General features: G+C 71.8%; 21 protein-coding genes and 1 pseudogene. 13 read left to right on the top strand and 9 right to left on the bottom strand.

All coding sequences use genetic code 11. The annotated features are described in order from the left end of the window. The first annotated feature begins 20 nt into the window (after window positions 1–20). The 4 genes from HAV40_RS10290 to HAV40_RS10275 are packed head-to-tail and all read left to right on the top strand — an operon-like array spanning window position 21 to window position 3,686. Entirely contained in the window at window positions 21–1,241 is a 1,221-nt protein-coding gene (locus HAV40_RS10290) for a sugar ABC transporter substrate-binding protein (RefSeq protein ID WP_166380630.1), read from the top strand. Then, window positions 1,234–2,319 (top strand): carbohydrate ABC transporter permease, encoded by a 1,086-nt coding sequence (locus tag HAV40_RS10285; RefSeq protein ID WP_166380629.1) that lies wholly within the window; start codon window positions 1,234–1,236, stop codon window positions 2,317–2,319. Before HAV40_RS10290 ends, HAV40_RS10285 begins: the two co-directional genes overlap by 8 nt. After that, entirely contained in the window at window positions 2,316–3,176 is an 861-nt protein-coding gene (locus HAV40_RS10280; RefSeq protein WP_166380628.1) for a carbohydrate ABC transporter permease, read from the top strand. The genes HAV40_RS10285 and HAV40_RS10280 overlap by 4 nt, the downstream gene beginning before the upstream one ends. A gap of 30 nt (window positions 3,177–3,206) precedes the next feature. Next, window positions 3,207–3,686 carry an NUDIX domain-containing protein gene (locus HAV40_RS10275; protein WP_308440982.1) on the top strand — a complete coding sequence of 160 codons (480 nt, stop codon included), beginning with the start codon at window positions 3,207–3,209 and terminating at the stop codon, window positions 3,684–3,686. On the opposite strand, the gene HAV40_RS10270 is transcribed toward HAV40_RS10275, so the two are convergent. After that, window positions 3,674–4,888, bottom strand: coding sequence for a PP2C family protein-serine/threonine phosphatase (locus HAV40_RS10270; protein ID WP_166380627.1), 1,215 nt, complete (start codon window positions 4,886–4,888; stop codon window positions 3,674–3,676). The genes HAV40_RS10275 and HAV40_RS10270 overlap by 13 nt on opposite strands. 56 nt (window positions 4,889–4,944) lie before the next feature. Then, window positions 4,945–5,748 (bottom strand): alpha/beta fold hydrolase, encoded by an 804-nt coding sequence (locus HAV40_RS10265; protein ID WP_166380626.1) that lies wholly within the window; start codon window positions 5,746–5,748, stop codon window positions 4,945–4,947. Window positions 5,749–5,850: 102 nt separating this feature from the next. On the opposite strand from HAV40_RS10265, the gene HAV40_RS10260 reads away from it, so the two are divergent. Continuing rightward, complete coding sequence (locus tag HAV40_RS10260; RefSeq protein ID WP_166380625.1) at window positions 5,851–6,777, top strand: cation diffusion facilitator family transporter; 927 nt, start codon at window positions 5,851–5,853, stop codon at window positions 6,775–6,777. 6 nt (window positions 6,778–6,783) lie between these two features. On the opposite strand, the gene HAV40_RS10255 is transcribed toward HAV40_RS10260, so the two are convergent. After that, window positions 6,784–8,247, bottom strand: coding sequence for a fused MFS/spermidine synthase (locus HAV40_RS10255; RefSeq protein ID WP_166380784.1), 1,464 nt, complete (start codon window positions 8,245–8,247; stop codon window positions 6,784–6,786). 148 nt (window positions 8,248–8,395) lie between these two features. Here HAV40_RS10255 and HAV40_RS10250 point away from each other — a divergent pair, with 148 nt between their 5' ends. The 6 genes from HAV40_RS10250 (at window position 8,396) to HAV40_RS10225 (ending at window position 17,124) form a co-directional block, all read left to right on the top strand. Beyond that, window positions 8,396–9,988 (top strand): GNAT family N-acetyltransferase, encoded by a 1,593-nt coding sequence (locus HAV40_RS10250; protein ID WP_166380624.1) that lies wholly within the window; start codon window positions 8,396–8,398, stop codon window positions 9,986–9,988. 154 nt (window positions 9,989–10,142) lie between these two features. Then, a complete protein-coding gene (locus tag HAV40_RS37965) occupies window positions 10,143–12,707 on the top strand; it encodes a Dyp-type peroxidase (protein WP_203670856.1) in 2,565 nt (854 codons plus the stop codon). Continuing rightward, window positions 12,704–13,153: a cupredoxin domain-containing protein gene (locus tag HAV40_RS10240; RefSeq protein ID WP_166380623.1), complete on the top strand. Its 450-nt coding sequence runs from the start codon at window positions 12,704–12,706 to the stop codon at window positions 13,151–13,153. Before HAV40_RS37965 ends, HAV40_RS10240 begins: the two co-directional genes overlap by 4 nt. 81 nt (window positions 13,154–13,234) lie before the next feature. Beyond that, window positions 13,235–13,579, top strand: a complete 345-nt coding sequence (locus HAV40_RS10235) for a hypothetical protein (RefSeq protein WP_166380622.1) — start codon at window positions 13,235–13,237, stop codon at window positions 13,577–13,579. A 436-nt stretch (window positions 13,580–14,015) separates the two neighbouring features. Beyond that, complete coding sequence (locus HAV40_RS10230) at window positions 14,016–16,148, top strand: choice-of-anchor P family protein (protein ID WP_166380621.1); 2,133 nt, start codon at window positions 14,016–14,018, stop codon at window positions 16,146–16,148. 142 nt (window positions 16,149–16,290) lie between these two features. Further along, the gene (locus HAV40_RS10225) at window positions 16,291–17,124 is read left to right on the top strand and encodes a YunG family protein (protein WP_166380620.1); all 834 of its coding nucleotides are present in this window, start codon (window positions 16,291–16,293) and stop codon (window positions 17,122–17,124) included. Between the two features lie 53 nt (window positions 17,125–17,177). Here the strand turns inward: HAV40_RS10225 and HAV40_RS10220 are convergent, their stop codons facing one another. The 4 genes from HAV40_RS10220 to HAV40_RS10205 form a co-directional block, all read right to left on the bottom strand. Continuing rightward, window positions 17,178–18,107, bottom strand: a complete 930-nt coding sequence (locus HAV40_RS10220; RefSeq protein WP_166380619.1) for a hypothetical protein — start codon at window positions 18,105–18,107, stop codon at window positions 17,178–17,180. A gap of 152 nt (window positions 18,108–18,259) precedes the next feature. Beyond that, window positions 18,260–18,928, bottom strand: a complete 669-nt coding sequence (locus HAV40_RS10215; protein WP_166380618.1) for a response regulator — start codon at window positions 18,926–18,928, stop codon at window positions 18,260–18,262. After that, window positions 18,921–20,087, bottom strand: coding sequence for a sensor histidine kinase (locus tag HAV40_RS10210; RefSeq protein WP_166380617.1), 1,167 nt, complete (start codon window positions 20,085–20,087; stop codon window positions 18,921–18,923). Before HAV40_RS10210 ends, HAV40_RS10215 begins: the two co-directional genes overlap by 8 nt. 58 nt (window positions 20,088–20,145) lie before the next feature. Then, on the bottom strand, window positions 20,146–21,339 hold the full coding sequence (locus HAV40_RS10205) for an MFS transporter (protein WP_166380616.1): 1,194 nt from the start codon (window positions 21,337–21,339) through the stop codon (window positions 20,146–20,148). A 61-nt stretch (window positions 21,340–21,400) separates the two neighbouring features. On the opposite strand from HAV40_RS10205, the gene HAV40_RS10200 reads away from it, so the two are divergent. Further along, a complete protein-coding gene (locus HAV40_RS10200; protein WP_166380615.1) occupies window positions 21,401–22,156 on the top strand; it encodes a DeoR/GlpR family DNA-binding transcription regulator in 756 nt (251 codons plus the stop codon). Between the two features lie 33 nt (window positions 22,157–22,189). Continuing rightward, window positions 22,190–22,384 (top strand): annotated as a pseudogene (locus tag HAV40_RS38845) (cellulose binding domain-containing protein); the annotation flags it as partial. Here HAV40_RS38845 and HAV40_RS10190 read toward each other — a convergent pair. Then, window positions 22,300–23,325 (bottom strand): fatty acid desaturase family protein, encoded by a 1,026-nt coding sequence (locus HAV40_RS10190; protein ID WP_166380614.1) that lies wholly within the window; start codon window positions 23,323–23,325, stop codon window positions 22,300–22,302. The pseudogene HAV40_RS38845 and the gene HAV40_RS10190 overlap by 85 nt on opposite strands. 124 nt (window positions 23,326–23,449) lie before the next feature. Further along, window positions 23,450–24,589 (bottom strand): cation:proton antiporter domain-containing protein, encoded by a 1,140-nt coding sequence (locus tag HAV40_RS10185; protein WP_166380613.1) that lies wholly within the window; start codon window positions 24,587–24,589, stop codon window positions 23,450–23,452. Window positions 24,590–24,602 lie beyond the last annotated feature (13 nt).

Here is a 24,602-nt window from a genome sequence, read left to right as displayed (position 1 = left end):
GCAAAAGGGGTAATCGGGCCATGGGGCGTGCGGTTCTGCGTGCGATCGCCGCTTTGTGTCTGCTCGCACCGGCCGCATGCGGGGGTACGCCGGGACCGGTACCGCAGCGGGCCGGGCCCGCCACGCTGCAGGTTCTCATCGGCTCGTCCGGTGCTGCCGAGACCAGAGCGGTCACCGACGCCGCCGCGGCGTGGTCGGCGGCCAGCGGCAACCAGGTGACCGTCATCCCGGCCCAGGACCTCGACCAGCAGCTCGGGCAGGCGTTCGCGGGCTCGTCGCCGCCAGACGTGTTCTACGTCGACGCGGCCCGCTTCGCCGACTTCGCCAGCGTCGGCGCGCTGGAGCCCTACGCCGAGCAGTTGCCCGGAGCGGGCGACTTCTACGGCACGCTGCGGCAGGCGTTCACCTACCAGGGCCGGTTCTACTGCGCGCCCAAGGACTTCGCCACCCTGGCCCTGCAGGTCAACGAGGACCTGTGGGCCAAGGCCGGGCTGAGCGCCGCCGACGTGCCCCGCGACTGGGTACAGCTGGCGGCGGTCGCCGAGCGGATCGCGGCGACCGGCGTCACGCCACTGGTGCTCGGCGACACCCAGGAACGGATCGGCGCGTTCCTGGTGCAGGCGGGCGGCTGGCTGATCAGCCCGGACGGCACCCGGGCCACTGCCGACAGCCCGCAGAACCTCACCGCGCTGCGGTACGTGCAGCAGCTGCTGCGGGCCGGGCTGGCCAGATACCCGAGCGCGCTGGACACCGGCTGGGCCGGGGAGGCGTTCGGGCGCGGCCTGGCCGCCATGACGATCGAGGGCAACTGGATCCGCGGCGCGCTGGCCGGGGACTACCCGGGCATCCGGTACACCGTGCACGCGCTGCCCACCGGGCCCGCCGGACCGGGCACGCTGTCGTTCACCACCTGTTGGGGCATCTCGGCACGCACCCCGTACCGCGCGCAGGCCGTCGCGTTCGTGGAGGCGATGACGGCCGTCGACCAGCAGCTCGCGTTCGCCTCCGCGTACGGGGTGATGCCGTCGGTGACCACCGCCCGCGACCGCTACCTGCAGGCGTCCCCCGGCGACCGCGCGTTCCTCGACGGCGCGGACCACGCCCAGGGCCCGGTCAACGCCCCGAGGATGGGCAACGTCCTGTCCGACTTCGACACCCAGCTGCAGCGCCTGACCGTGGCCGACCCGCAGGCGATCCTGCGGCGGCTGCAGCGCAACATGACGGCGGCGCTGCGTGGCTGAGCCGCGCCGCCGCAGCGGCATCCGGGGCAACGAGGCGGCGGCCGGGTGGCTGTTCGTCGCACCCGCCGTGCTGATCCTGGGCCTGTTCCTGGTGCTGCCGATCGGCATGGCCCTGTGGGTCAGCGTCAGCGGCTGGAACGGCCAGGGCAGCCCGTTCGCCGCCGGCGTGCCGTACGTGGGGGCCGACAACTACGCCGAGCTGTTCCTCGACGACGGGCTCACCCGCGAGAACTTCATGATCAGCCTCCGCAACAACCTGTACTACGTCGCCGTGGCCGTACCCGCCCAGACGCTGCTGGCACTCGCCCTGGCCCTGGTCGTCAACCAGCGCTTCCTCAAGGCCACCTCGTTCTTCCGGACCGCGTTCTACTTCCCGTCGGTCACCAGTTCGGTGGCGATCAGCGTGGTGTTCCTGTTCCTGTTCGCCAACTCCGGCGCGGTCAACGCACTACTGGCCATGGTCGGCATCAGCGGCCCGGCCTGGTTCGCCGACCCGCGCGGGCTGCTGCACCTGATCCTTGACGGCCTCGGGCTGGTCGACCTCACCGCCCCGCCCGCCGCGCTGACCGGCGGCGGCCCGTTCGGGCTGTCCTGGTGGGAGTGGCTGGCCGGCCCCAGCGTCGCCATGTCGACCATCATCATGCTCGTCGTCTGGACCACCAGCGGCACCTTCATGCTGATCTTCCTCGCCGCGCTGCAGGACGTGCCGGTGCAGGTCGAGGAGGCGAGCCTGATCGACGGCGCCAACGCCTGGCAGCGGGTGCGCCACGTCACCCTGCCGATGGTCAAACCCGCCCTGTTCCTGGTCATCACCCTGGGCCTGATCGGCACCTGGCAGGTCTTCGACCAGATCTACGTGATGAGCCAGGGCAAACCCGCCAACACCACGCTCACCCCCGCCTACCTGTCCTACCGCACCGCGTTCACCGACTTCTCGTACGGCACCGGCGCGGCGATCTCGTTCGTCCTGTTCCTGATCATCGTGGTGATGACGCTGCTCCAGCGCTGGATCATGCGTGACCGCGACGAGCCCCGGCCCCGCCGCCGCTGGTGGCCTCGCCGCCGGAGCACGCCATGACCCCGCCCGGCAGGCGGCGCGGCGGGCCCCGCGCGATCGTGGGAGTCTTCCTCGGATACGCCATCCTGGTCTTCTTCGCCCTGGTGTTCCTGTATCCGTTCGTGATCCAGGCCGCCAGCTCGTTCAAGACCGAAGCCGACGCCGCAGCGCATCCGCTGTCGCCGGTGCCCGACCCGTTCACCACCGCCGCGTTCGCGAAGATCTTCGACAGCACCGCGTTCCCGGTGTGGATCGGCAACTCGATCCTGGTCACGCTGCTCATCACGGCAGGCCGGGTGTTCCTGGACTCCCTGGCCGGATACGCGCTGGCGCGGCTGAGCTTCCGGGGTCGGGGCGCGGTCACCGCGATGATCGTGGCGGTGATGGCGGTGCCCGGCGTCGTGCTGCTGATCCCCAAGTTCCTGGTGCTCAACCAGCTCGGCATCTACAACACGTACGCCGCGCTGGTGCTGCCGCTGCTCGTCGACGCCGCGGGCGTGTTCATCATGCGGCAGTTCTTCCTGTCCGTGCCCCCCAGCCTGGAGGAAGCCGCCCGGATGGACGGGGCGGGAGTGTTCCGGACCTACTGGTCGGTCATCCTGCCAATGGCCCGGCCCGCCCTGATCACGCTGACCATCCTGTCGTTCCAGGCGTCGTGGAACGAGTTCCCGCACACCGTCGTCGCGGTGCAGAGCCCGCAACTGTTCACGCTGCCCCGGGGCATCGCCAACCTGGTCAGCGGCTCACTGGGCGCGGGCACCCAGTATCCGCTGAAACTCGGCGCGGCCCTGCTGGCCACCATCCCCGTCGCGATCATCTTCGTGATCTTCCAGCGTTACTTCGTCCGCGGCGCGGCCGAGGGCGGCAGCAAGGAATGACCCGCCTGCCGTGCCCGGTAATCTGCAGAGGTGACCTCCTCCGGTGATCACACGGCGGCGCTTCCCCGCAAGCGCATGGGCGCGGCTGTCCTGTTCACCGACGCGACCGGGCGCGCGCTGCTGGTCGAACCCGTCTACAAAGACGACTGGGAGATCGTCGGCGGCTGCGTCGACGAGAACGAGTCGCCGCGGCAGGCCGCGATCCGCGAGGTCGAAGAGGAGCTGGGCAAGACCGTCGCGCCGGGGCGGTTGCTGGTGATCGACTGGGTGCCGCCCCGACCGGGCCGGACCGAAGGCGTCATGTACGTCTACGACGGCGGTGTCCTGGACGAGTCGGGCACCGCGGACATTCAACTGCCGCCGGACGAGCTTGCCGGCTGGGCGTGGTGCGACCAGGCACAGACCGAGCAGCGGGCGTCGGAGCTGCTGGCCCGGCGGGTGACCGCCGCAGTGCGAGCCAAGGCCGAGGGCACCATGTTCGAACTGGAGAACGGCTTTCACGTGCGATGAACTGGTTCTCCACCGGCAGGCGGTGGCGGTAGCGCCGTAAGGGCCATCACCGCGGCGTCGTCGTCGAGGCCGGTGCCGAATCGGGTGAGCAGGTCGGTCAGAGCGGCGACGGCCGCGCCCGCCGACGCGGGGGCGAGCGAGGTCGCGAAGTCGAGCAGGTCCTCGGAGCTGTAGCGACCGCGGTCGGCGTCGGTGCGCGCCTCGATGAGCCCGTCGGTGTAGAGGATCAGGGTGTCGCCTGGGCGCAGGGTGTAGGTGTGGGTGGTGAACCGGAGGTCGGGCAGCAGGCCGACAAGCGGGCCGCCGCTGGTGTCGAGGTATTCGGCGGTGCCTGCCGCGGTCAGGAGCAGCGCCGGGGGATGTCCGCCGCCGGTGACGGTCATGGCGCGTCCCGCGCTGGTCGCGTGGCCGAGGATGCCGAACACGACGGTGCAGTGGCGGTGGTTGTCGGACTGGTACTCCTGGTAGAGGACGGTGTTGAGGTTGCCGAGCACCGCCGCCGGGTCCGGGTCGTAGACCGTCGCGGCGCGCAGCGTGTAGCGGGCCAGTGAGGTGACCGCCGCGGCTTCGACGCCCTTGCCGCACACGTCGCCGAGGAAGAATCCCCAGCGGTCGCCGCCAAGCGGGAACAGGTCGTAGAAGTCGCCGCCGACCTCGTCCGCGGAGGCCATGTGGTAGTAGGCGGCGACGTCCATCGCCGGTGGGGTGGCCAGGGTCCGGGGCAGCAGGCTGCGCTGCAGTCCGGCGACCAGTTTCTGCAGGCGCTGCCTGTCCTGCTGGGCGGCCTGTTCGGAGGCTTCGGCGGCGTGACGGGCGCGCAGCAGCTCGGTCTCGTAGGCGCGGCGGTCGCGGGCGTCGAACAGCGTGGTGCGGATCAGCAGCGGCTGACCGTCGGCGCCGGTCTTGACCGTCGAGGTCACCAGGACGGGGAGTTTACGGCCGTCCTTGGCGCGCAGGTCCAGCGCGACGCCGCCGATCTCGCCCTGCATGGTCAGCAGCGGTGCGTAATGGGTCTCGTAGTAGATCTTCCCGCCGACGGTGAGCAGGTCGCTGAACCGGCGACGGGCGACGATCTCATCCCGGTCGTAGCCCAGCCACCCCAGCAGCGTCTCGTTGATCTTCGCGATGGTGCCGTCGAGCATGGTCGACAGGTTCCCGCACGGGGCGTGTTCGTACAGGTCGTCGGCGCTGTCCTCGAGCATGGCGGGAAACGTCACATCCGCGGTGTTCTCATCGGTCCGGCACGGCCGCGGCGTGCTCACCGGCGCACGGCCAGAAACTCACGCAACGCCGCGACAGTCTCCTCCGGCGCGCTGAGCTGCGGACAATGACCTGTCGCGGCCAGCGTGACCAGACGGCTGCCCGGTATCTGCTGTCGCAGGTAGAACCCTACCTCCGGCGGGGCGATCGCGTCGTGGGAACACTGCATGATCAGCGTGGGCACACCGACCTTGGCGAGGTCGGCCCGGTTGTCGGACAGGAACGTGGCCCGGGCGAACACCGCGGCCATCGCCGGGTCGGTCCGGCAGAAGCTGTTGGTCAGTTCCTCGCCGAGCTCCGGGCGCCCGGGATTGCCCATGATCACTGGAGCCATGGTCGCCGACCAGCCCAGGTAGTTGCTGTCCAGCGACTCCAGCAGCTCGTCGATGTCAGCGCGGCTGAACCCCCCGTGGTAGGTGTCGTCGTCGATGTAGCACGGCGACGGGGTGATCAACGCCAGGGCGGCGAACCGATCAGGGGCCTCGTTGGCCGCCAGCACACCGATCATCGCCGCGACCGAGTGCCCGACGAACGTGACCGGCGGCAGCTCCAGTTCCCGGCAGATGTCGACGACGTCCTCGGCGTACCCGGACAGCGACGCGTACCGCTCGGCGCCCCACGCCGCCGGATCGGACCGGCCCGACCCCACGTGATCGAACAGTACGACGCGGTGGTCGACGGCCAGAGCGGGAACGATCCGACGCCACATGTTCTGGTCGCAGCCGAAGCCATGTGCGAGCATCACCACCGGCGCGTCGACAGGCCCGGCGAACGTGACATGGTTTCGGGTACGAACATTCATGCGCCCATGCTCGCACGATGACCTCCCGGGCGCGGCTCAGCGCGGCAGCAGGAAGTCGGCCGGGTCAGCGGGTTCGCCGCACGCACCGGCTAGCGTGGAGCCATGGGCTCGGGACACGGCCACGGCCACTCCCACGGCGTGACGGCGACCGGACGGCACCGCCGGGCGCTGGCCGTCGTGCTGGGCATCTCCCTGGTCATCTTCGTGATCGAGGTCGTCGGCGCGGTGGTCACCGGCAGCCTCGCGCTGCTGGCCGACGCGGGCCACGTGCTGGCCGACGCGGGCGGTGTCGCGCTGGCGCTGGGCGCGGCCGTGCTGGCGGCCCGGCCCCCGACCGAGCGGCGCACCTGGGGCTGGGCACGCGCGGAGGTGCTCGCCGCCGCGATCAACGGACTTGTCCTGGCGGGCATGGGCGTCTACGTGCTGATCGAGGGCGTACAGCGGCTGTTCGTGCCCACCGACGTACACCCCGGCGGGATGGCGCTGTTCGCCGCGATCGGCCTGGTCGGCAACGCGATCGGCATCGCCGTGCTCTACCGGGTCCGCGACGCCGGCCTGAACATGCGAGGCGCGTTCCTGGAGGTGGCCACGGACACCGCCACGTCGGTCGGGGTGCTGGTCGCGGCGGCAGTCATCGCGTGGACCGGCTACACCCAGGCCGACGCGGTCGTGTCGATCCTCATCGGCCTGGTCATCGTGCCCCGGGCGCTGAAGCTGCTGCGCGCGGCCGCCGACGTGCTGCTGCAGGCCGTCCCGGCGGGCATCGACGTGAACGAGATCCGCGCCCACATCACCGGCCTGGACCACGTCGTCGGCGTACACGACCTGCACGTCTACACCGTCACCTCGGGCCTGCCGGTGCTGACCGCCCACGTCGTCGTCGAGGCCGGGTGCTTCCAGGACGGCCACGCCCCGCAACTACTCGACGCGCTGCAACTGTGCATCAGCGGCCACTTCGACGTGGTGCACTCCACGTTCCAACTCGAACCCCCCGGCCACACCGGCCACGAACCCGAGACCCACGCCTGACCCGCGTCAGGACACGCGGACCAGCATCTGGTCGACGGGGGCGAAGTCGTCGGTGAGGACGGTCGCATCGGCGGTGAAGGCGGTCAGGTCAGGGCCGGAGATCATCGGCACGGGTTGCTGGAGCATGGCCAGCCGGGCCGTGAGAGCCGGCAGCGGCAGGGGGCGAGCCGAGGCGACGATGACGAAGTTGGCGCCCTCGCGGCCGTCGAGCGCGCCACGCGGGGCGATCAGGGCCACGTGCGGGAAGACCGCGGCGACGGTGGCGACCTCGGCGCGGATGAAGCGGGTCGGCGGGCCGTCGATGACGTTCTGGGCGTATATCCCGTCCGGGCCCGCCACCCGGCGGATCTCGGTCATCATCTCGCGGGTGGTCAGGTGCCACGGCACGGCCAGGTCGCCGAAAGCGTCGCCGACGACCAGGTCGGCGGAGCCGTCGGGCAGTTCGCCGAGCAGCATCCGGGCGTCGCCGACCACGGCGCGCAGGTCGGGGCCGGGGCGCAGGCCCAGGGTGCGTTCGGCGAGTTCGACCAGGCCGCCGTCGATCTCGAAGACGGTGCTGCGGCTGCCGGGACGGGTCGCGGCGAGGTAACGGGGCACGGTGAAGCCGCCGCCGCCGAGGTGCACGGCGTCGACCGCGGCCCCGGCCGGTGCGGCGAGGTCCGCGACCACCCCGATCCACTGGGTGTACGCGTACTCCAGGCGGGTCGGGTCGGCCAGGTCCACGTAGGAGTGCTCGGCGGAGTTGAGGTACAGCACCCGCCCGGCGGGCCGCAGCGGATCGGCGCTGACCTGCGCGCAGTGGTACGCGGTCTCGACGTCGCACGGGTCGGGCGCGAGCACGGACAGGCCCGTGCCGACGGCCAGCAGCGCCGCCGCGGTGACCCGGGCGGCGGTCGCCGTCGCCTGCCCGGCCCGGCGCAGATACGCACCCAGCGCGAGTGCGGCGACCGCGAGCAGCACCGCCGCCCCGATCATGATCACGCTGGTGGGCAGCGCGGCGACCAGGACGAAGCCGGTGACCAGGGTCGCGGTGACCGCACCGAGGGTGCCCACACTGGACAGCCGACCGACGACCCGGCCGGTCTGCTCCAGGTCGCCGAGCTGAAGTTTGACGACCATCGGCGGCACCGCCGACAGCAGCATGATCGGCACGAACACGGCCGCGGCGGTCAGCCCGAGCACCACGGTGACCGAGGTGCCGCGCAGCGCCTCGCCGAGCCAGCGGACCACCGGCAGGGTGCCCGCGACGGCCAGCGCCGACAGGCCGAGCAGCGGGGCCAGCAAACGGCGCGGGTCGCGGCGGTCGGCGTGCCAGCCGCCCAGCCACGCGCCGTAGGCGATCGCGCCCAGCGACATGCCGATGACGGCGCTGGTGACCTGCAGGCTCAGCCCGAGGTACGGCGCGACCAGGCGCAGTGACACGGTCTCCAGCACCAGCACGATGCCGCTGGCGAAGAAGACCAGGACCATGGCGAGCCGGTCGGGCAGCCTGGACGGCGAAACGGTGTCGGTCACCGTCGCGATGATACGGCCAGCTCGGCGTCACGATCGCCGACGGGCGCGGGCGGCGTGCGAGATCCACATGGGCCGGTATGGCCGGGGACTGTATCCTGCCCGGATGCCGGACGCCCTGACATACAAGATCGCCGATTCTGCGGCCGAGGAGCAGGGCATCCACCGGCTCAACCACCGTACGTTCGCCGGGGAGATCCCCCAGCACGCGGCCAACGCCGACGGTCTGCTGGTCGACCGGTTCCACGCCGAGAACACCTACGCGGTCTGCCTGGACGGCGACGAGGTCGTCGGCATGGTCTGCGGTCGTACCGCGCGGCCGTTCTCGCTGGACGGCAAACTCGCCGGGCTCGACGGGCACCTGCCCGCCGGACGCCGCCCGGTGGAGGTGCGGCTGCTGGCCGTCGATCCGCGCTACCGCCGGGGCACGATCCTGCCCCGGCTGCTGGCGATGATCGCCGAGCACTTCACCGGGCTCGGCTGCGACCTGGCGCTGCTGTCGGGCACCACCCGCGCGCTGGAGATGTACCGGCGGATGGGCTGCGTCCCGTTCGGCCCGCTCACCGGCGAGCCGGGCGCGCAGTTCCAGCCGATGTACCTGACCCTCGAAGACGGCCGCCGCCAGGCATGGAGCGGCCTGTCGGCAGGCGGTGGGCAGCCGGAGAACCTGCTGCCAGGGCCGGTGTCGGTCGCCCCCGAGGTCGCCGCCGCGTTCGGCAGACCGCCCGCCTACCACCGCTCGCCCGAACACCAGGCCGTCGTCGACGACCTGCACCGCCGCCTTGCCTCGTTCGTACACGCGGCCCACGCGCAGCTGCTGCTCGGCTCGGGCACCGTCGCCAACGACGCCGTCGCGGCCCAGCTGCGGCTGCTCGACCGGCCCGGCGTCGTGCTGGCGTACGGCGAGTTCGGCGAGCGCCTGGCCGACCACGCCGCCCGCACCGGCCTCGACCACCGGGTGCTGACCGGGCCGTGGGGCGCCCCCCTGCCCTGGCCCGCCGTCGAACAGGCGGTCACCGCGCTGCCCGAGGGCGGCTGGCTGTGGACCGTGCACTGCGAGACGTCGACCGGGCAACTGTTCGACCTGCCGCGGCTGACCCGGCTGTGCGCGGACGCCGGGGTGCGGCTGTGCGTCGACGCGATCAGCTCGATCGGCACGGTGCCGGTGGACCTGTCGGGGGCGTACCTGGCCACCGGCACCAGTGGCAAGGCGCTCGGCGGCTACCCCGGGCTGTCGATGGTGTTCCTGCGCGAACTGCCCCGGTCCTCGCCCGGCCTGATCCCCCGCTACCTCGATCTGGGCTGCTACGCCGAGGCGGGCGGGATCGCGTACACCCAGTCGTCGAACCTGGTCGCCGCGCTGGACACGGCCCTGGCGGTCACCGACTGGCCGGACCGGCACGCCCGGCTGGCCCGCGCCGCGGCCTGGCTCGACGCCCGGCTGCGCCGCCTCGGACTGGACGTGGTCGCCGAGCCCGCCGAGGCCGCACCGGGCATAGTCACCATCGCGCTGCCCGCCGCGCTCCCGGCCGCCGACGTCGGGGCCAGCCTGGAGCGGGCCGGTTACCTGCTCGCCTACCAGAGCGGCTACCTGCGCGACCGCAACTGGCTGCAGATCAGCCTGATGGGCCGCTGGACCTGGCCGACCCTGCGCGGCCTGGTCACCTCCCTGGCCGCCGCGACCGGCCACACCGCCTGACCCCAGGCACTCCCAGCCATCGCCCGTAGCCGATGGCGAGAAGTCGGGCACATCCGGGAACCCGAAGCCGCCGACCGCCGACCAACGCTGACCGAGCCGCAGAAGACGGGCGACGCCCAGCGCGTCACCCGCCAGGCTCGGCGACAGTGCGGCGATGGGGAGGATTGTGGACATCTCGGTGAAGGCGACACGACGTGCGCTGCACTGGCTGCTCGCCGTGGTCGCGGGAGTGGCGGCGGCCGTGGCGCCGTCCGGCGCGGCCTGGGCGCACGAGGTCGGCGGGGTCGGCGCGACCAACTTCACCACCACCCTGTCCGCGCTCACCCCCGCCGTGCCCGGAGTACGCCTGGCCGTGGTCGAGAACGGCTCCCGGCTCGAACTGCGCAACACCACCGCCCAGGAGGTCGTGGTACGCGGCTACAGCGACGAGCCGTACGCCCGGATCGGTCCCGACGGCGTCTGGCTCAACGACAGCTCCCCCGCGACCTACCTCAACGCCGACCGCTTCGCCAGCACGACCGTGCCCGCCGACGCCGACCCCGCCGCACCTCCGCGCTGGCGCAAGGTCTCCGGCGACAACGTGCACCGCTGGCACGACCACCGTATCCACTGGATGCTCAGCACCCTGCCCACCGCCGTCGCCGCCGCGCCCACCGCCGCCCACCGGGTCTCGGACTGGCACGTCGACCTCGACTACGGCGGCGCCGTCCTGTCCGCGACCGGCTCGCTGGACTGGGTCCCCGGCCCCTCCCCCACCCCCTGGTACCTGCTCGCCGCCGTGGCGGCGCTGCTCGTCGTCGGCGCGGTGTTCACCCGCCGCGCACACACCCTGGTCGCCGCCGCCCTGGTCGCACTCATCGCCGCGGACGTGCTGCACGCCGCCGGGATCGCCCTGGTCACCGCCGGCAACGTGCCCGAACGCCTCACCGCGTTCCTCGGCGACGGCCTGACCGGCCTGCTCATCTGGCCCTTCGGCCTGGTCGCGGCCGTGCTGATCGCCAAGCGCGCGACGTTCCTGGGCTTCGTGGCGATGGGCGTCGGCGGCCTGCTGTCGTCGATGATGGCCCTGGACGACGCGCCCGTGTGGTGGCGCTCCTCAGCCCCGTCGGCCCTGCCCGCCGACCTCAACCGCGCCGGTGTGGCCCTGGTCGTCGGCCTCGGCGCGGGCCTGCTGGTCGGCGGCCCGCTGCTGTGGCGGCGCTTCAAACCCCAGGCCCGCGAGGCCGCGGTCGCGGAGCCGTCCCTCGCCGACGACATGCGAACCGCCCACCCACCGGGCGGCGAGCCCACGGCAGGCGGCACACCGGCCACCGACCCGCAGGCAGGCAACGCCCCACGCGTCGACCCGACGTCATCGCCCGAGAACGGTTCGCCCACCGAGCAGCCGACCAGCCCCGACGCCGCGCCCGTGGTGCTCGGCGCCCGTGCCGCCCGCGCCGCCGCCGACGTGTCAGCCGACAGCGGCGAGGCCGGGCAGGGCGGCGCGGTGGGGCGGCGCGGTTTCGCGGGCACACTGGCCGCGGGTGGCATCGGGGCGATCCTCGGCGCAGCGGGCGGGATCGCCGCAGGCACCCCGGGCGAACCCGGGACACCGGCAGGCGCGCCTCCGGCCGAACCGCTGACGGGCGTCGGGGCGACCCGGATCGCGTTCCACGGCGAGCGCCAGGCAGGCATCACCACCCCGGCCCGCCCGCAGGCGCGGCTGCGGATCATCGCGTTCGACCTGGCCGAAGGCGTCGACCGGGTCGGGCTGCAGAGTCTGCTGCGCCGCTGGACCCAGGCCGCCGCACAGCTCAGCCAGGGCCTGCCGCTGGGCGACAGCGGTGACGACGTCGTCACCGGCGCGGGCCCGTCGTCGCTGACCGTCACCGCCGGTTTCGGGCCGAGCCTGTTCGGCAAGGCGGGCCTGCCCGCCACCGCCCGTCCCGCCGAGCTCACCCCACTGCCCGCGTTCCCCGGCGAACGGCTCGACCCCGCGCACAGCGACGGCGACCTGTGCCTGCTGGTACACGCCGACGACGCGCTCGTCGTGTTCCGCGCCGCCCGCGCGCTGACCCGCCTGGCCGCCCCGCAGGCCAGGATGCGCTGGCAGCTCGACGGCTTCAACAACAGCCCCGGCGTGACCCCGACGGCGGCGACCGGGCGCAACCTGATGGGCCAGCTCGACGGCACCAACAACCCGCAACCCACCGACGAGGACTTCAGCACGAAGGTGTACGTCACCGACCCGGCCGCCCCAGCGTGGCTGCGCGGCGGTTCCGTGCTGGTGGTGCGCCGGATCCGGATGCTGCTCGACGACTGGGACGCCCAGCCCCGGCAGGCGCAGGAGCGGGTCATCGGCCGCCGCAAGGACACCGGCGCGCCGCTGAGCGGCGGACAGGAGCGGACCCCGGCGAACTTCGGCACCAAGGGCGCCGACGGCGCCCTGACGATCCCCGCCGACGCGCACATCCGGCTCGCCACCCCGGCGTTCAACAACGGCGCGGCGATGCTGCGGCGGGGCTACTCGTACACCGACGGCGACGCGGCCGGGCTGATCTTCCTGGCCTGGCAGGCCGACCCGAGACGCGGGTTCGTCCCGGTGCAGCAGCGCCTGGTCGCCTCCGACGCCCTCAACCGTTTCACCAGGCACGAGACCAGTGCCCTGTTCGCGATGCCGCACGGCGTCGCGCCCGGCGGCCACCTCGGCCAGGACCTGTTCGGAGAGGACCCGGCATGAGCACGCCATACCGTCCGTTATCGGTGCTGGCCGCCGCGCTCGTGGCGGCATCGGCCCTGTCCGGCTGTGCACTGTGGGGCATGGAGGGCGGACCTGACGCCGCAGGGGCCTCGATGCCGCCCGTTGCCGTCACCGCCCCGCCCGCCGCCGTGGCGGTCCAGGGGCCGGACGGCGTGCAGCGTATCGAGATCACCGTCGACGACGACCTCAAGCTCACCCCGCAGGTGGTGACGGCGCGGCCGGGCCGGATCGAGCTGACGTTCCGCAACGTCGGACTGACCCCGCACGACATCGCCCTGCGCATTCCCGCCGCGACGGGGACCGGCAACATCAACGGCTCCGCCACCGACATCGTCACCGTCGAGGTCACCGAACCCGGCACCTACCCCATGCCCTGCCTCTACCACGGCACGTCCGGCATGCGCGGCACCCTCGAAATCCGCTGACCCGCCCATCGCCCAGATCGGCGGACCTCCAGGACACCAGCCAGGGAGTAGGTTGCAGGCACCACCGACGAGGGCGACCACATGCCGCTGATGCAGGACACTCAACCGCTACACCTACTCGAAGTCGAGTGCTACGAGTTCATCGACGATGGCTGGCCGCCATGGGTTAAGGCCCGCTTGGTCGATGCTGCCGGGAGCATCTGGCACTTTGCCGAGAAGACCCCGATGTTCTTCGCCGACGACGAGCCGACCGGCTCGACGCCGATGCCGGTGAAGGGCAACGTGCGATGTGAGATTCTGCGGACGGAGTCCGACGATCAAGGCCGCGAGGTCAAAGTCGTGCGGACCGAGGCCGAGGCCCTTGAGGACGACCTCTGCGAGTTTCGCGTGTGGCCCGTGCAGATCATCGGTCGCTGGCGCGACTAGCGCGCAGCCGAATGGCCGAGGTGTGCCCCGCTGATGCCCATCAAGGCTGTACTTGAGAGGGGCGCCCAGAGGATCCGGTCAGGGTCGATCAGAACATGACTCAACTTCACCGGATTCTCGAAATCTCATATCGACACGGACACCTAGAGCTCACTTGTCGCGTCGGATCGGGCAGCGGCTGCGGTGCTCCAACCCCGCTCGAGAAGCTCCTCACATGAAACCGCCTCTTGTTTCCATTAGCAGATCGACACCTCGCGCGCCACCAATCTCCCGACCCGATCGACGACTCTTACGTGTGTAATTCCCACACCCATTCGATCGCCTTATTTCTAGACTTAAGCGCGTCAATGCAAGATCGGCAGACGCCCTAGGAGTTTCGGTGAGACGAACAACCACAGCAAGGGCTGGCGCCCTGTGGCTGGCCTCGATCGCGGTAGTGGGAACGACCGCAACTCCGGCTCGCGCCGCGGACAGCAACCTGCCCGGCGGCACCAGCATCTCCGTCGCCATCAGCACACCCGCGAACGGAGCAGTACGCCCACCCGGCCCGGTACCCGTCACCGGCACGGCCGCGATCGGCACCGGAGCACCCGTGGTCAGCACCTCGCTGACCTACGTGCTGGACGTCTCCGGCAGCACTGCGAGCACCAACGGCTGCGGTGGCGACCAGAACGGCGACGGGTCGGCCAACACGGTCCTCGACTGTGAGATCGCCGCGGCGAAGACCCTCAACGGCCAGACCCTCGTCGCGCCCGTCGCGGGGACCATCGCCGCCGTCGGCGCTGCGGTCTTCGGCGACAGCGGAGCGGCGGCCGACGTCGGGCCCGCCACCGGTCAGCAGCTGTCGACCGGCCCGAGCACCGACGCCAACGCCAACGGCACCCGCGACATCGACGAGGTGCTGTCCTCGGCCTTCATCTCCGGTGGCCTGAACCAGTTCCCGCCGGTCAAGAACGTCGGCGGCACCACCAGCTTCCCCAGCGGCATCACCGCCGCGACGACCGCGGCGGCCGCGCCCGCCAACCCGCCGGGGCGCACCCTGCGGCGGATCGTGGTGTTCCTGTCGGACGGCATGAACAACGGAGCGGCCATCGACACCGCGCTCGCGGCGGTGCCCGCCAGCGTCGACTTCTACACGTTCGCCGTCGGCAGCGGCTCCGCGTGCGGCGGTGCGACCGGCAACACGCTGCGGCAGATCGCCAACGCGACCGGAGGCACCTGCACCGAGGTCGACGACCCCGCCGACCTGCCCGCCATCCTGCCCAGCGTGATCGCGTCGGAGCTGACGTCGCTGACGCTGCGCGTCGACGGCACGGTCGTGGCCAGCCCGTTCACGGTCACTCCGGTCCTGCCCCAGAACGGGCCGAAGTCCGTCTCCTACAGCGTCAACACCAACGCGCTGACGGCAGGCTCGCACCAGGTCTGCGTCCTGGCCAACGGCAGCGACGGCGGCGGGACGGGCAGCGTCACCGACTGCCGCACGATCGTCATCAACGCCCCGCCGGTCGTCAACGCCGGTGGCGCGTACGCCGGAAAGGAAGGCACCCCGATCGGGATCGCGGGCTCGGTCGTCGACCCTGACGGTCCCGCCTTGACCACGTCGTGGACGGCAGCGCCACAGTCGGGCGTGGACTCGGGGGCCGCGTGCACGTTCGCCAACCCGGCCGCCACCTCGACGACGGTCACCTGCACCGATGACGGCGTCTACAAGCTGACCCTGTCGGCCGGCGACGGCGTCAACGCCACGGTCTCCGCGGCCACCACGCTGACCCTGACCAACGTCGCGCCGCAGGTCACCGTATCCGCACCGGCCAACGGCGCCCTGTTCACCAAGGGCACCACGGTCGCCTTCACCGCGCCGTTCACCGACATCGGCCGCAACGACAGCCACACCTGCTCGGTCAATTTCGATGACGGCACTCCCGCCGCCACCGGCACCGTGGTGGAGTCACCGGGCTCGGGCACCTGCACCGTCAGCCACGCGTTCACCGCCGTCGGCCCGCACGACGTCCTCGTCCGGGTCACCGACGACGACGGCGCCGCCGCCACAGCCGTGGTGCGGGTCGTCGTCTACCTGCCCGGCGGCGCCTTCGGCCTGCAGGCCAAGGGACTGCTGCTCACCCTGCCCCGGACCCCGGACGCGACCTGCCCGCCGGACAAGACGCTGACCCGGACCCCGGTCAACGCGGCGCCGCTGCTCACCACCGGTGTGCTCAACGCCAGCTGCACCCTTGATCCCGCCACGGGCACGACCACCGCGAAAGCCTCGGTCGACGGGGCGACCCTGCTCAATGGCGTGATCAACCTGTCGGTCATCGAGACCACGAGCACCTCCGGCGCGGCCGGGGTCACCCGCACCTCCCGTGTGGTGGGCACCGTCAACGGCTCGGCCGTGGGCACGGACCAGCCGAGGACGATCGGCATCCCCGGCATCGCGGTCGTCTACCTCAATGAGAACAGCACCAACGCCAGCGGCCAGCTGGTGCGCAACGCCGTCCGGGTAGAGGTCCTCGGAGCCCTCGGCATCGTCACCGAAGAGATCATCCTCGCGGAGACCCATCTGGGCTGATACTCCGCAGCGAACAACCGACCGACACTCACGGCGGCCACCTGTGACCAGGTGGCCGCCGCCATGCCAGGTCCCGGGGCCGGGCGGGTCGGTGCCGACGGGGCCGGCGGCCGGTGTCGGACGTGGGCGGCATGATGTCGCGATGCTGAACCTGTCGCTGCTGCGGCCCATCGTGCGGGAGGCCTGGGGGCCCGACACCTGTGATCCCGTGGACCTCGCGGACTGGCGGCCGGACAACCCGGGTCGCGGCCAGTGCGGGGTCACCGCCCTCGTCGTCCATGACCTGCTCGGCGGCGAGCTGCTGCTGGGCGAGGTGTTCGAGGACGGCGTACGGCGCGGGCACCACTACTGGAACCGGCTGCCCGACGGCACCGAGGTCGACCTCACCCGGGAGCAGTTCCACCCGGGTGAGACCGTGACCGGCGGCGTGGACGTGGCCCGTCCGCCCGGTGCGCCGCGCCGGTGCCGTGGACAGTACGAGCTGCTCCGGCACCGGGTACGCGCCGGGCTGCACCGCGCCGAAGGTACTCACCTGCCGGTACCGGCTGGTCCGCCGGTCCGGATCGCGGTGGTGCTGCTGGTCGATCCCGCCGGGGCGGTACTGCTGCAGCTCCGTGATCGGAACGCGCGTGCCGAACCGGGCCAGTGGGGACTGGTCGGCGGACATGTCGAGCAGGGCGAGGACTACGAGCAGGCCGCCCGACGTGAACTGGCCGAGGAGACCGGGCTCGTCGTCGACGCCCCGTTGCGGCTCCTCTGGCAGGACGTGCGCCCAGACCTCGCCGAAGGCACGTCAGGGGTGGACATGCGCGCCTATACGGCCCGCTGCGGCGTGGTGCCCGCCGGCGCCATCGTCGTCGGTGAGGGTCAGGCCGCGGAGTTCGTCAGCCTCGCCGAGGCCGTCAAGCGTGACCTGACCCCGACCGCCGCGGCCGTGCTGTCGCAGATCCTCACCCGCCACGGCCGGGCGTTGTAGGCGAGCGCACCGCGTGGTGCCCCGAGCGGATGGGGCACCACGCGGACGTGCTGTCAGGGGGCCAGGTCGAGCAGGCTCTGCAGCGACGCCTTGTGCGAGTGGTTGACCACGTTGCGGGCACCGGTGTACTCCGCCGAACCGGACTCGTAGTTCACGTACACGACCGTGCCGACCCGGGACAGGCCCTGGGTCATGCTGGGCGCCGAGAAGCACGCGCCGGTCGCGTTGGCCCAGGTGTTTCCGTAGCCGCGCTTGACGACGAAGATGTAGCTCAGGTTCGTCCGGCCGTACGACGTGCTGAAGATGAAGTGCGTGTCGGTGACGACCACGCCCTGCGTGCGCGGGGGCACGGCGTACGGGCCGCTCTTGACCGACAGCGTGCCGTCGCCGTTGACGCTGTACTCCCACATGGACTTCTGGGTGGTCTCGTCGAAGTTGCCCGCCCAGACCGTGCCGCCGGGGCCGGCGGTCAGGAACGAGTTGCCGTTGGTCTCCTGCTCACCGGACTGCGCCAGGTACGGCACGCCGGTGGTCTCCAGCGCGGTCCGCACGTTGGTCAGGCTGTACCGGCGGATCTTCTGACCGCCGCCGGACACGTACAGGTAGCCGCTGGCGACCGCGATACCCCCGGCGTGGGTCTCGTAGATGTCGAACTCGCCCTTGTCGACGCCGTCCCACGCCTGGGCGTTGATCCGGGCCCGGCCGCCCGCCGTGCGGTTCCAGTGGCTGGTCAGGTGCACCGACATGTCGCCGAAGTAGGAGATGCCCTGCGGCACGTGCGTGCTCAGCAGCCGCAGGTCGAAACCCTGGCTGAACCGGTCGTTGTACACCTTCGACGCTGACGGGCCCGGATAGAACACCGAGCCGCCGGTGCTGGTGCTGCAGCTGGGCGCGGCGTGGGCCGCACCCGGCGCGGCGAGCGCGACGATGATCGCCGCGGCCGCCGCGCCGAGCGCGGCCGTGATCGCTGTGGTCTTCTTCATGACGTCCTCTCGGTCTGGGATCGGGCGCGTCACGAGATCATGACCGCGACCTCCCCTGCCCATCGTCACAGCGCGGGGCAGGCCAGCGCGTGCACCCGGGGTATGGACGCCGATCTCCCACCAGGGCGGTAGCGGTCCAACCGGCGGAGTAGTCAGTCGGGGCTGCCGGGGGTGACCAGCCCGGACTCGTACGCGACCACGACGGCCTGGGCCCGGCTGGACAGCGACAGCTTCGACATCAGGCGGTTGAGGTGCGTCTTCACCGTCGCCTCGCTCACGTACAGGGTGCCGGCGATGTCGGTGTTGGACAGCCCGCGCGCGACCAGGCGCAGCACCTCCTGTTCCCGGCTGGTCAGCGCGGCCAGGTCCTGGCCGGGTGCGCCCGCGGCCGGGCCGGGGCGGGTGTTCGCCTCGATCAGCCGGCGCAGCACCCCCGGGGTGAACAGCATGTCCCCGCCCGCGATGGCGGCGATCGCCGCGAACAGCCGTTCGGGGCTGGTGTCCTTCAGCATGAATCCGCTGGCCCCGGCCCGCAGCGCCGCGTACACGTACTCGTCGAGGTCGAACGTGGTCAGGATGAGGATGCGCGGCGGGTCGTGGGTGGCCGCCGCCAGGATCTGCTCTGTCGCCGCGACGCCGCTCAGGCCCGGCATCCGGATGTCCATCAGGATCACGTCCGGCCGCAGCCGCGCCGCCAGCTCGACGGCCTGCTCTCCGGAGGACGCCTCCCCCACCGCGTTCAGGCCGGGCGCGGCTTTGATCATGGCGACCAGCCCTGCCCTGATGAGGACCTGGTCGTCGACGACCAAGACGTCAACCATCGCCGTGTTCCCCGATCGGCAGCGTGAGGCGCACCTCGAACCCGCCCTGCGGCCGAGGCCCGGCCGACAGCGTCCCGCCGTAGATCCTCGCCCGCTCCCGCATGCCGATCAACCCGTGGCGCACCACATCGGAGGGTGATTCCGGTCTCCGGGGTGCGCCCCGGTCGGTGACGCGGACCTCCAGCGACTGCGCGCGCCACGTCAGCGACACCGCGGCCTCGGGCGGCACCGCGTGTTTGAGCACGTTGGTGAGGGACTCCTGCACGACCCGGTACACACACAGCGCCAGCCCCGGCGGCAGGGTCACCGGCTCGCCCTCGGTATGCGACGTGACGGTCGCGCCCGCCGCCCGGACCCGGTCCAGCAGGTGCGGCAACCGGTCCAGGCCCGGCGCGGCGTCGAACTGCGCGGGCTCGCCGGCCTCCACCGACGACACCCGCAGCACCGCGAGCAGCCGCCGCATCTCGCTCAGCGCCTCGTGCGCGGTGCCCGCGATCACGTCCAGCGCGGTCCGCGCCGTCTGCGGGTCGGCGTCCAGCACGTACCGGCCGAGCCCGGCCTGCACCGAGATCACCGACATGTGGTGCGCCACGACGTCGTGCAGCTCGCGTGCGATCCGGCGCTGTTCCTGCGAGACCGCCTGGTGGGCCCGTTCCTGCTGCTCGCGGCGCAGCTGCTCGGTGAGGTACGCCAGCCGCCGGCCCCGTTCGCGCAGTTGCCGCCAGTTGTCGCCGAATCCCCACGCCACCAGGAGGATGAAGGTGACCACCACGGAGCCGAACAGGCGCTCGTCGCCGTCGAGCGCGCGCTGGGCGTACAGCAGCACGGCCCAGCCCAGCAGCGCGCCGGGCACCGACGTCCGGCGGGGCCGGGTCTCGGCGACGGTGAACACCGCCAGCGCGACGGCGAACGTCACGACCGAGTGGTAGTAGCCGAGCGTGAGGTAGACCGTCGCCGCGGTGGCCACCGCGAGCAGGATCGGCAGCGGGAACCAGGTCCGCACGTACAGCGGAAGGTGGAGGGCGAGGATGAGCGCCCACCCGGCGGCGTCGATCGGCACGCCGGTGGTGGCCGCGGCGACGTCGGTGCCCGCCAGCAGCAGCGCGGCGGCCAGCAGCCACGACACCAGCACCACATCGGCCAGCTGACGCCATCGCATCCGGCAGACGCTAGCGACGTCGCGCCGCCACTGTCATCAACCCACCGACGTACCGCGGTCAGCGGGCTGCTGCCACCACCGGTCGAGTGGGGGCGGGCTCGGGCCGGACGATGGAGGCGGTGCACGCCGCGACGGCGCAGAACAGCAGTGGCAGCAGGAACGTGTAGTTGAGCGGCATGACGCGGGTGAGCGCCCCGATCACCGCGGGTCCGGCGAGCAGGCCGACGTAGCCCAGGCCCACGACGCGGGACATGTTGGTCGCCGCGGCGGCCGGGTCGGTGTGGCCCGCGGTGCTGAACAGTTGCGGGATCGTTCCGGACAGGCCGATGCCGAACAGGGTCCAGCCGACGAGGGTGAGGGGCACGTTCGGGGACAGGGTGATGAGTACGAGGGCCGCGGCGGCGACGAGGCAGCCGTACCGGACGACGGCGACCGGGCCGAAACGGGCGACGACCCGGTCGGCGAGGAACCGGCCGGTGGTCATGGCCGTCGCGAAGGCGCCGTAGGCGAACGCGGCGGTGGCCGTGCTCGTGTCCAGGACGTCGCGCATCGCCAGGGCGCTCCAGTCGGCCGCGACGCCTTCGCTGAGCATGAGCATGAACGCCAGGAACGCCAGCGCCCAGATCCGCAGCGGCACCGGTCCACGCGTCCGGGTGTCAGGTGCCGGCGCGGCGGTGGCGTGCGGTGCGGGCAGCAGGCTGCGCGCTGCCAGCAGCGCGACGGCGATCCCGGTGGCGCTGACGGCGGCGAGCACGGTGGCGGTGCTCCACTGCCAGCTGAGGGTGCGTGCGCCGAGCAGGGCCGCGAACACGCCGCCGATGGAGAACATGGCGTGGAACGCGGACATGACCGGCCGCTGGTAGGCGGCTTCGACCTGGACGGCATGGGCGTTCATGCTGACGTCGAGGCAGCCGTTGCCGATGCCGAAGATCAGTAGCGCCACGGCCAGGGTCCAGGTGCTGGTCGCGAGGGCGGGCAGGATCAGGGCCGCGCTGATCAGCACGCCGCTGACGGGAACGGTGCGGCGGGCCCCGTGGCGGTCGGCGAGCGGTCCGGCGACCTGCATGCCGAGGAAGGCCCCTCCGCCGAACAGCAGCAGCAGCCAGCCGAGGGTGGCGTGGGTGATGCCGAGGTGCTGTTCGATGGCGGGGATGTGGACGACCCAGATGCCGAGGACGAACCCGTTGAGCACGAAATAGGTGAAGGTCGCCATCCGGGCAGCCCGCAGCGGAGTTAACATGGAAGCGAACATAACAAACATCTCATGTGTTTGAAACTGGTGGTTCGATGTTCTGTGGTGTTCAATACGTGCTGTGAGTCTTGACCGGCATCGACAGATCATCGACGCGGTGCGCCAGGCGGGCCAGCTCAGCGTGACCCAACTGGCCGAGCTGACCAGCGCGTCGGAGATGACCATCCGCCGCGATCTGGATGTGCTGACCGAGCAGGGCGCGCTGCAGCGATACCGCGGCGGCGCGCGCACGGTGCAGTTGCGCGGCGAGGAGACCCCGTTCGCGGTACGGGCGCACGAGCGCTCCGACGGCAAGCGCCGCATCGCCGCGGCGGTGTCGGAGATGATCGCCGACGGCGAGGCGGTCGTACTCGACAGCGGCACGACGTGTCTCGAGGTCGCCCACGCGCTGACAGGTCGGCGGCTGACCGTGATGCCCCTGTCGTTGCACGCGGTCAACGTGCTGACCAGCGCACCGCAACTGCGGCTGCTGCTGCCCGGCGGCGAGCCCCGGCCGGGCGAGCTGACGATGATCGGCCCGCTGGCCGAGGCGTCCCTGGCCGCACTGCGGTTCGACACCGCCGTGATCGGCTGCTGCGGCCTCACCGCCGAGCAGGGCCTGACGGCGTTCGACCTCGCCGACGCGGCGATCAAGCGCGCCGCGATCGGCTCCTCGCGCCGCGTCATCGTGGTGGCCGAGCCGGCCAAACTGAGCCGCGTGGCACTGGCCCTGGTCGCACCGGTGTCGGCGGTGCACGTCGTGGTCACCACCGAGGACGCGTCCGACGAGGACGTGCACGCGCTGACCACGGCCGGAGTCGTCGTGGAGCGGGTGTGACGCGCGCCTTCCGGTGACAGGCCCGCGACCCAGAAGATCACCAACGCCTGGAACGCCTCCGTCACCCGGTCCGGCACCGCCGTCACCGCGGTCAACGCCGCCTACAACGGCGACCTGGCGCCCGGATCACCGGCGCTGGTCTACTACCGTGCCCGCAGCGGCGCTCCGACACGGTGCAGGTGCGTCAGAGCCTGGCGATACGACGCGACGAGGCCCGACTCCGCATAGGGCACCCCGATCCCGGCGCAATACTCCCGCACGATCGGCTTGGCCCGGCGCAGGTTCGGCGTGGGCATGTTCGGGAACAGGTGGTGCTCGATCTGGTGGTTGAGCCCGCCCAGCGCCAGGTCGACCAGCCGCCCGCCCGTCACGTCCCGCGAGGTGATCACCTGCTTGCGCAGGTAGTCCATGTCGTCGGTGGCCATCGGCATGCCCTTGTGGTTGGGTGCGAACGTGCAGCCCAGGTAGAGGCCGAACAGCCCCTGGTGGACCGCGACGAAGGCCAGTGCCCTGCCGGGCGGCAGCATCGCGAAGGCGACCCCGAGATAGCCGAGCACGTGCACGGTGAACAACGCGATCTCCGCCGCCCGGTGCCGGATCCCCCGGCGGCGCAGGGCGCGGGCACCCGACACGTGCAGGTTCAGCCCTTCCAGCAGCAGCAGCGGGAAGAACAGGTATGCCTGGTAACGCCCGACGAGGCGGGGCACTCCCCGGCTGGCCCGCGCCTGGTCGGTGGACCAGATCAGGATGTCGGGCGATACGTCGGGATCGTGGTCCTCGTGGTTGGGGTTGGCATGGTGGCGGGTGTGCTTGTCCATCCACCAGCCGTAACTCATGCCGATACCGAGATTGCCGGCCAGCAGCCCGGCGATCTCGCTCGGCCTGCGCGAGGCGAAGACCTGACGGTGCGCGAGGTCGTGGGCGACCAGGGCCACCTGGGCGTACACCACGGCGAGCGCGGCGGCGACGAGCAGCTGCCACCACGAGTCGCCGATCAGCGCGAACGCCGCCCACGCCCCGGCGTACGCCACGACGACGAGCCCGATGCGCAGCGCGTAGTAGCCGGGGCGGCGGTCGAGCAGCCCGGCTTTCTTGATCCGTTCCGACAGGTGCGCGAAGTCGCTGCCCCGGGTGGCCGGAGGACGGTCCGCGATCATGGCTTGACTCATGGGTTCGAGCCTGCCGAATGCGACCTTGCCAAGGAATCCCGCACGCCCCCTGACCAGGGGTAGGGCCACCCCCACCCTTCCCGCAGCGGGCCACCCCGCTGATCCGGTCAGCCGGGCATGGGGTTCAGAGGTCCGGGACCTGCTGCTGCCCGGCGGGCTGGGAAGCGTCGGCTGCGGCGGGCTGGGACGGCATCGGGGCGGTCTCCACAGCGGAGGGCCCGTCCGTCGTGGTTGGCGCCGGGCGCGCCAGCCGCCGGTCGAGCAGGTGGTTGCCGAACATGTGCAGCAGGTTCGCGGTCAGGATCGTCGGCGCGATCACCGCGACCACGCCGGTGAACTGGATCTCCAGGGTGAGGGCCAGGATGATCGCGGTGATGCCGTGCTGCTGCGCGGCGGCCAGGTGCCAGCGGTCGGCGGAGGGCATGCCCCGGGTCAGCGGCCACGCGACGAGGGCCTGCGCCAGGAACGCCACCGCCCCCAGCGCGATGCCGGCCGCGAGGTCGACGCCGCCGATCAGCAGCACGCCCAGCCCGGCCGCCGCCGCGTACATGGCCGCCTCGGTGATCCGGGGCATGAGCCGCTCCAGCGCCGGCGGGCGGGCGAACAGGCCGATCAGGGCCATCGCCAGCATCCATCCGGTGAACATCGCCACGACCACGCACGCGAGCAGCACCGCGTACTGCAGCCACGGCTGCCGGCGGGTGTAGCGCCACACCAGCCACGCCAGCGCGGCGAGCCCGAGGTTGCCGGCGAGGTCGGTCAGGTAGTGCAACGGCCACTGGCCGTCGGCAGCCGCGGACGCCGTGCCCAGGCCGAACGAGGTGGCGATCGTGGCGGCGTAGACGGTGAGGATGACGGTGATCGGGTCGTCGAACGACGACCAGGCGGCCAGGACGGTGCGCGCGCGGGTGCTCATCCGGTCGTCGCCCATCAGCGCCGCCACCGACAGCGGGTCGATCTGCGCCACGGCGACACCCAGCAGCAGGAACAGCGGGTCGCGCCACGCCAGCGCCAGGACACCGCCGATGATCAGTGCTTTGACGACGACGCCGACCGTCACCGCCGATACGATGATCTTCTTGTCCTGCCGGGCCTGCGCCAGGTCGATGCCGTACGTCGCGCCGTACAGGCCGATGGCCAGCAGCAGGTAGGCAGCCCAGTGGTAGGCCGCCGAATGCGGCAGGGACGCGGCGTCGATGTCGAACACGGCAGCCGCACCCAGCCCCGCCAGCACGAACGCCGTGAGCACCGCAAGGCGACGCATGATCCCACCATTC

Source organism: Catellatospora methionotrophica (assembly GCF_011297335.1).
Lineage (GTDB): Bacteria > Actinomycetota > Actinomycetes > Mycobacteriales > Micromonosporaceae > Catellatospora > Catellatospora methionotrophica.
Note: the sequence above shows the minus strand (reverse complement) of the source record. Positions and strands in the feature narration are given on the sequence as shown.

Excerpts from the sequence above, each read along its gene's own strand:
- HAV40_RS10260 (WP_166380625.1), top strand. The coding sequence starts at position 5,851 with ATGGGCTCGGGACACGGCCACGGCCACTCCCACGGCGTGACGGCGACC.
- HAV40_RS10210 (WP_166380617.1), bottom strand. The coding sequence starts at position 20,087 with ATGCGATGGCGTCAGCTGGCCGATGTGGTGCTGGTGTCGTGGCTGCTG.
- HAV40_RS10270 (WP_166380627.1), bottom strand. The coding sequence starts at position 4,888 with ATGCTCGAGGACAGCGCCGACGACCTGTACGAACACGCCCCGTGCGGG.
- HAV40_RS10190 (WP_166380614.1), bottom strand. The coding sequence starts at position 23,325 with ATGAGTCAAGCCATGATCGCGGACCGTCCTCCGGCCACCCGGGGCAGC.
- HAV40_RS10255 (WP_166380784.1), bottom strand. The coding sequence starts at position 8,247 with ATGGTCCTGGTCTTCTTCGCCAGCGGCATCGTGCTGGTGCTGGAGACC.
- HAV40_RS10185 (WP_166380613.1), bottom strand. The coding sequence starts at position 24,589 with ATGCGTCGCCTTGCGGTGCTCACGGCGTTCGTGCTGGCGGGGCTGGGT.
- HAV40_RS10220 (WP_166380619.1), bottom strand. The coding sequence starts at position 18,107 with ATGAAGAAGACCACAGCGATCACGGCCGCGCTCGGCGCGGCGGCCGCG.
- HAV40_RS10225 (WP_166380620.1), top strand. The coding sequence starts at position 16,291 with ATGCTGAACCTGTCGCTGCTGCGGCCCATCGTGCGGGAGGCCTGGGGG.
- HAV40_RS10215 (WP_166380618.1), bottom strand. The coding sequence starts at position 18,928 with ATGGTTGACGTCTTGGTCGTCGACGACCAGGTCCTCATCAGGGCAGGG.
- HAV40_RS10240 (WP_166380623.1), top strand. The coding sequence starts at position 12,704 with ATGAGCACGCCATACCGTCCGTTATCGGTGCTGGCCGCCGCGCTCGTG.
- HAV40_RS10205 (WP_166380616.1), bottom strand. The coding sequence starts at position 21,339 with ATGTTCGCTTCCATGTTAACTCCGCTGCGGGCTGCCCGGATGGCGACC.
- HAV40_RS10235 (WP_166380622.1), top strand. The coding sequence starts at position 13,235 with ATGCCGCTGATGCAGGACACTCAACCGCTACACCTACTCGAAGTCGAG.
- HAV40_RS10265 (WP_166380626.1), bottom strand. The coding sequence starts at position 5,748 with ATGAATGTTCGTACCCGAAACCATGTCACGTTCGCCGGGCCTGTCGAC.
- HAV40_RS37965 (WP_203670856.1), top strand. The coding sequence starts at position 10,143 with ATGGGGAGGATTGTGGACATCTCGGTGAAGGCGACACGACGTGCGCTG.
- HAV40_RS10250 (WP_166380624.1), top strand. The coding sequence starts at position 8,396 with ATGCCGGACGCCCTGACATACAAGATCGCCGATTCTGCGGCCGAGGAG.
- HAV40_RS10280 (WP_166380628.1), top strand. The coding sequence starts at position 2,316 with ATGACCCCGCCCGGCAGGCGGCGCGGCGGGCCCCGCGCGATCGTGGGA.
- HAV40_RS10290 (WP_166380630.1), top strand. The coding sequence starts at position 21 with ATGGGGCGTGCGGTTCTGCGTGCGATCGCCGCTTTGTGTCTGCTCGCA.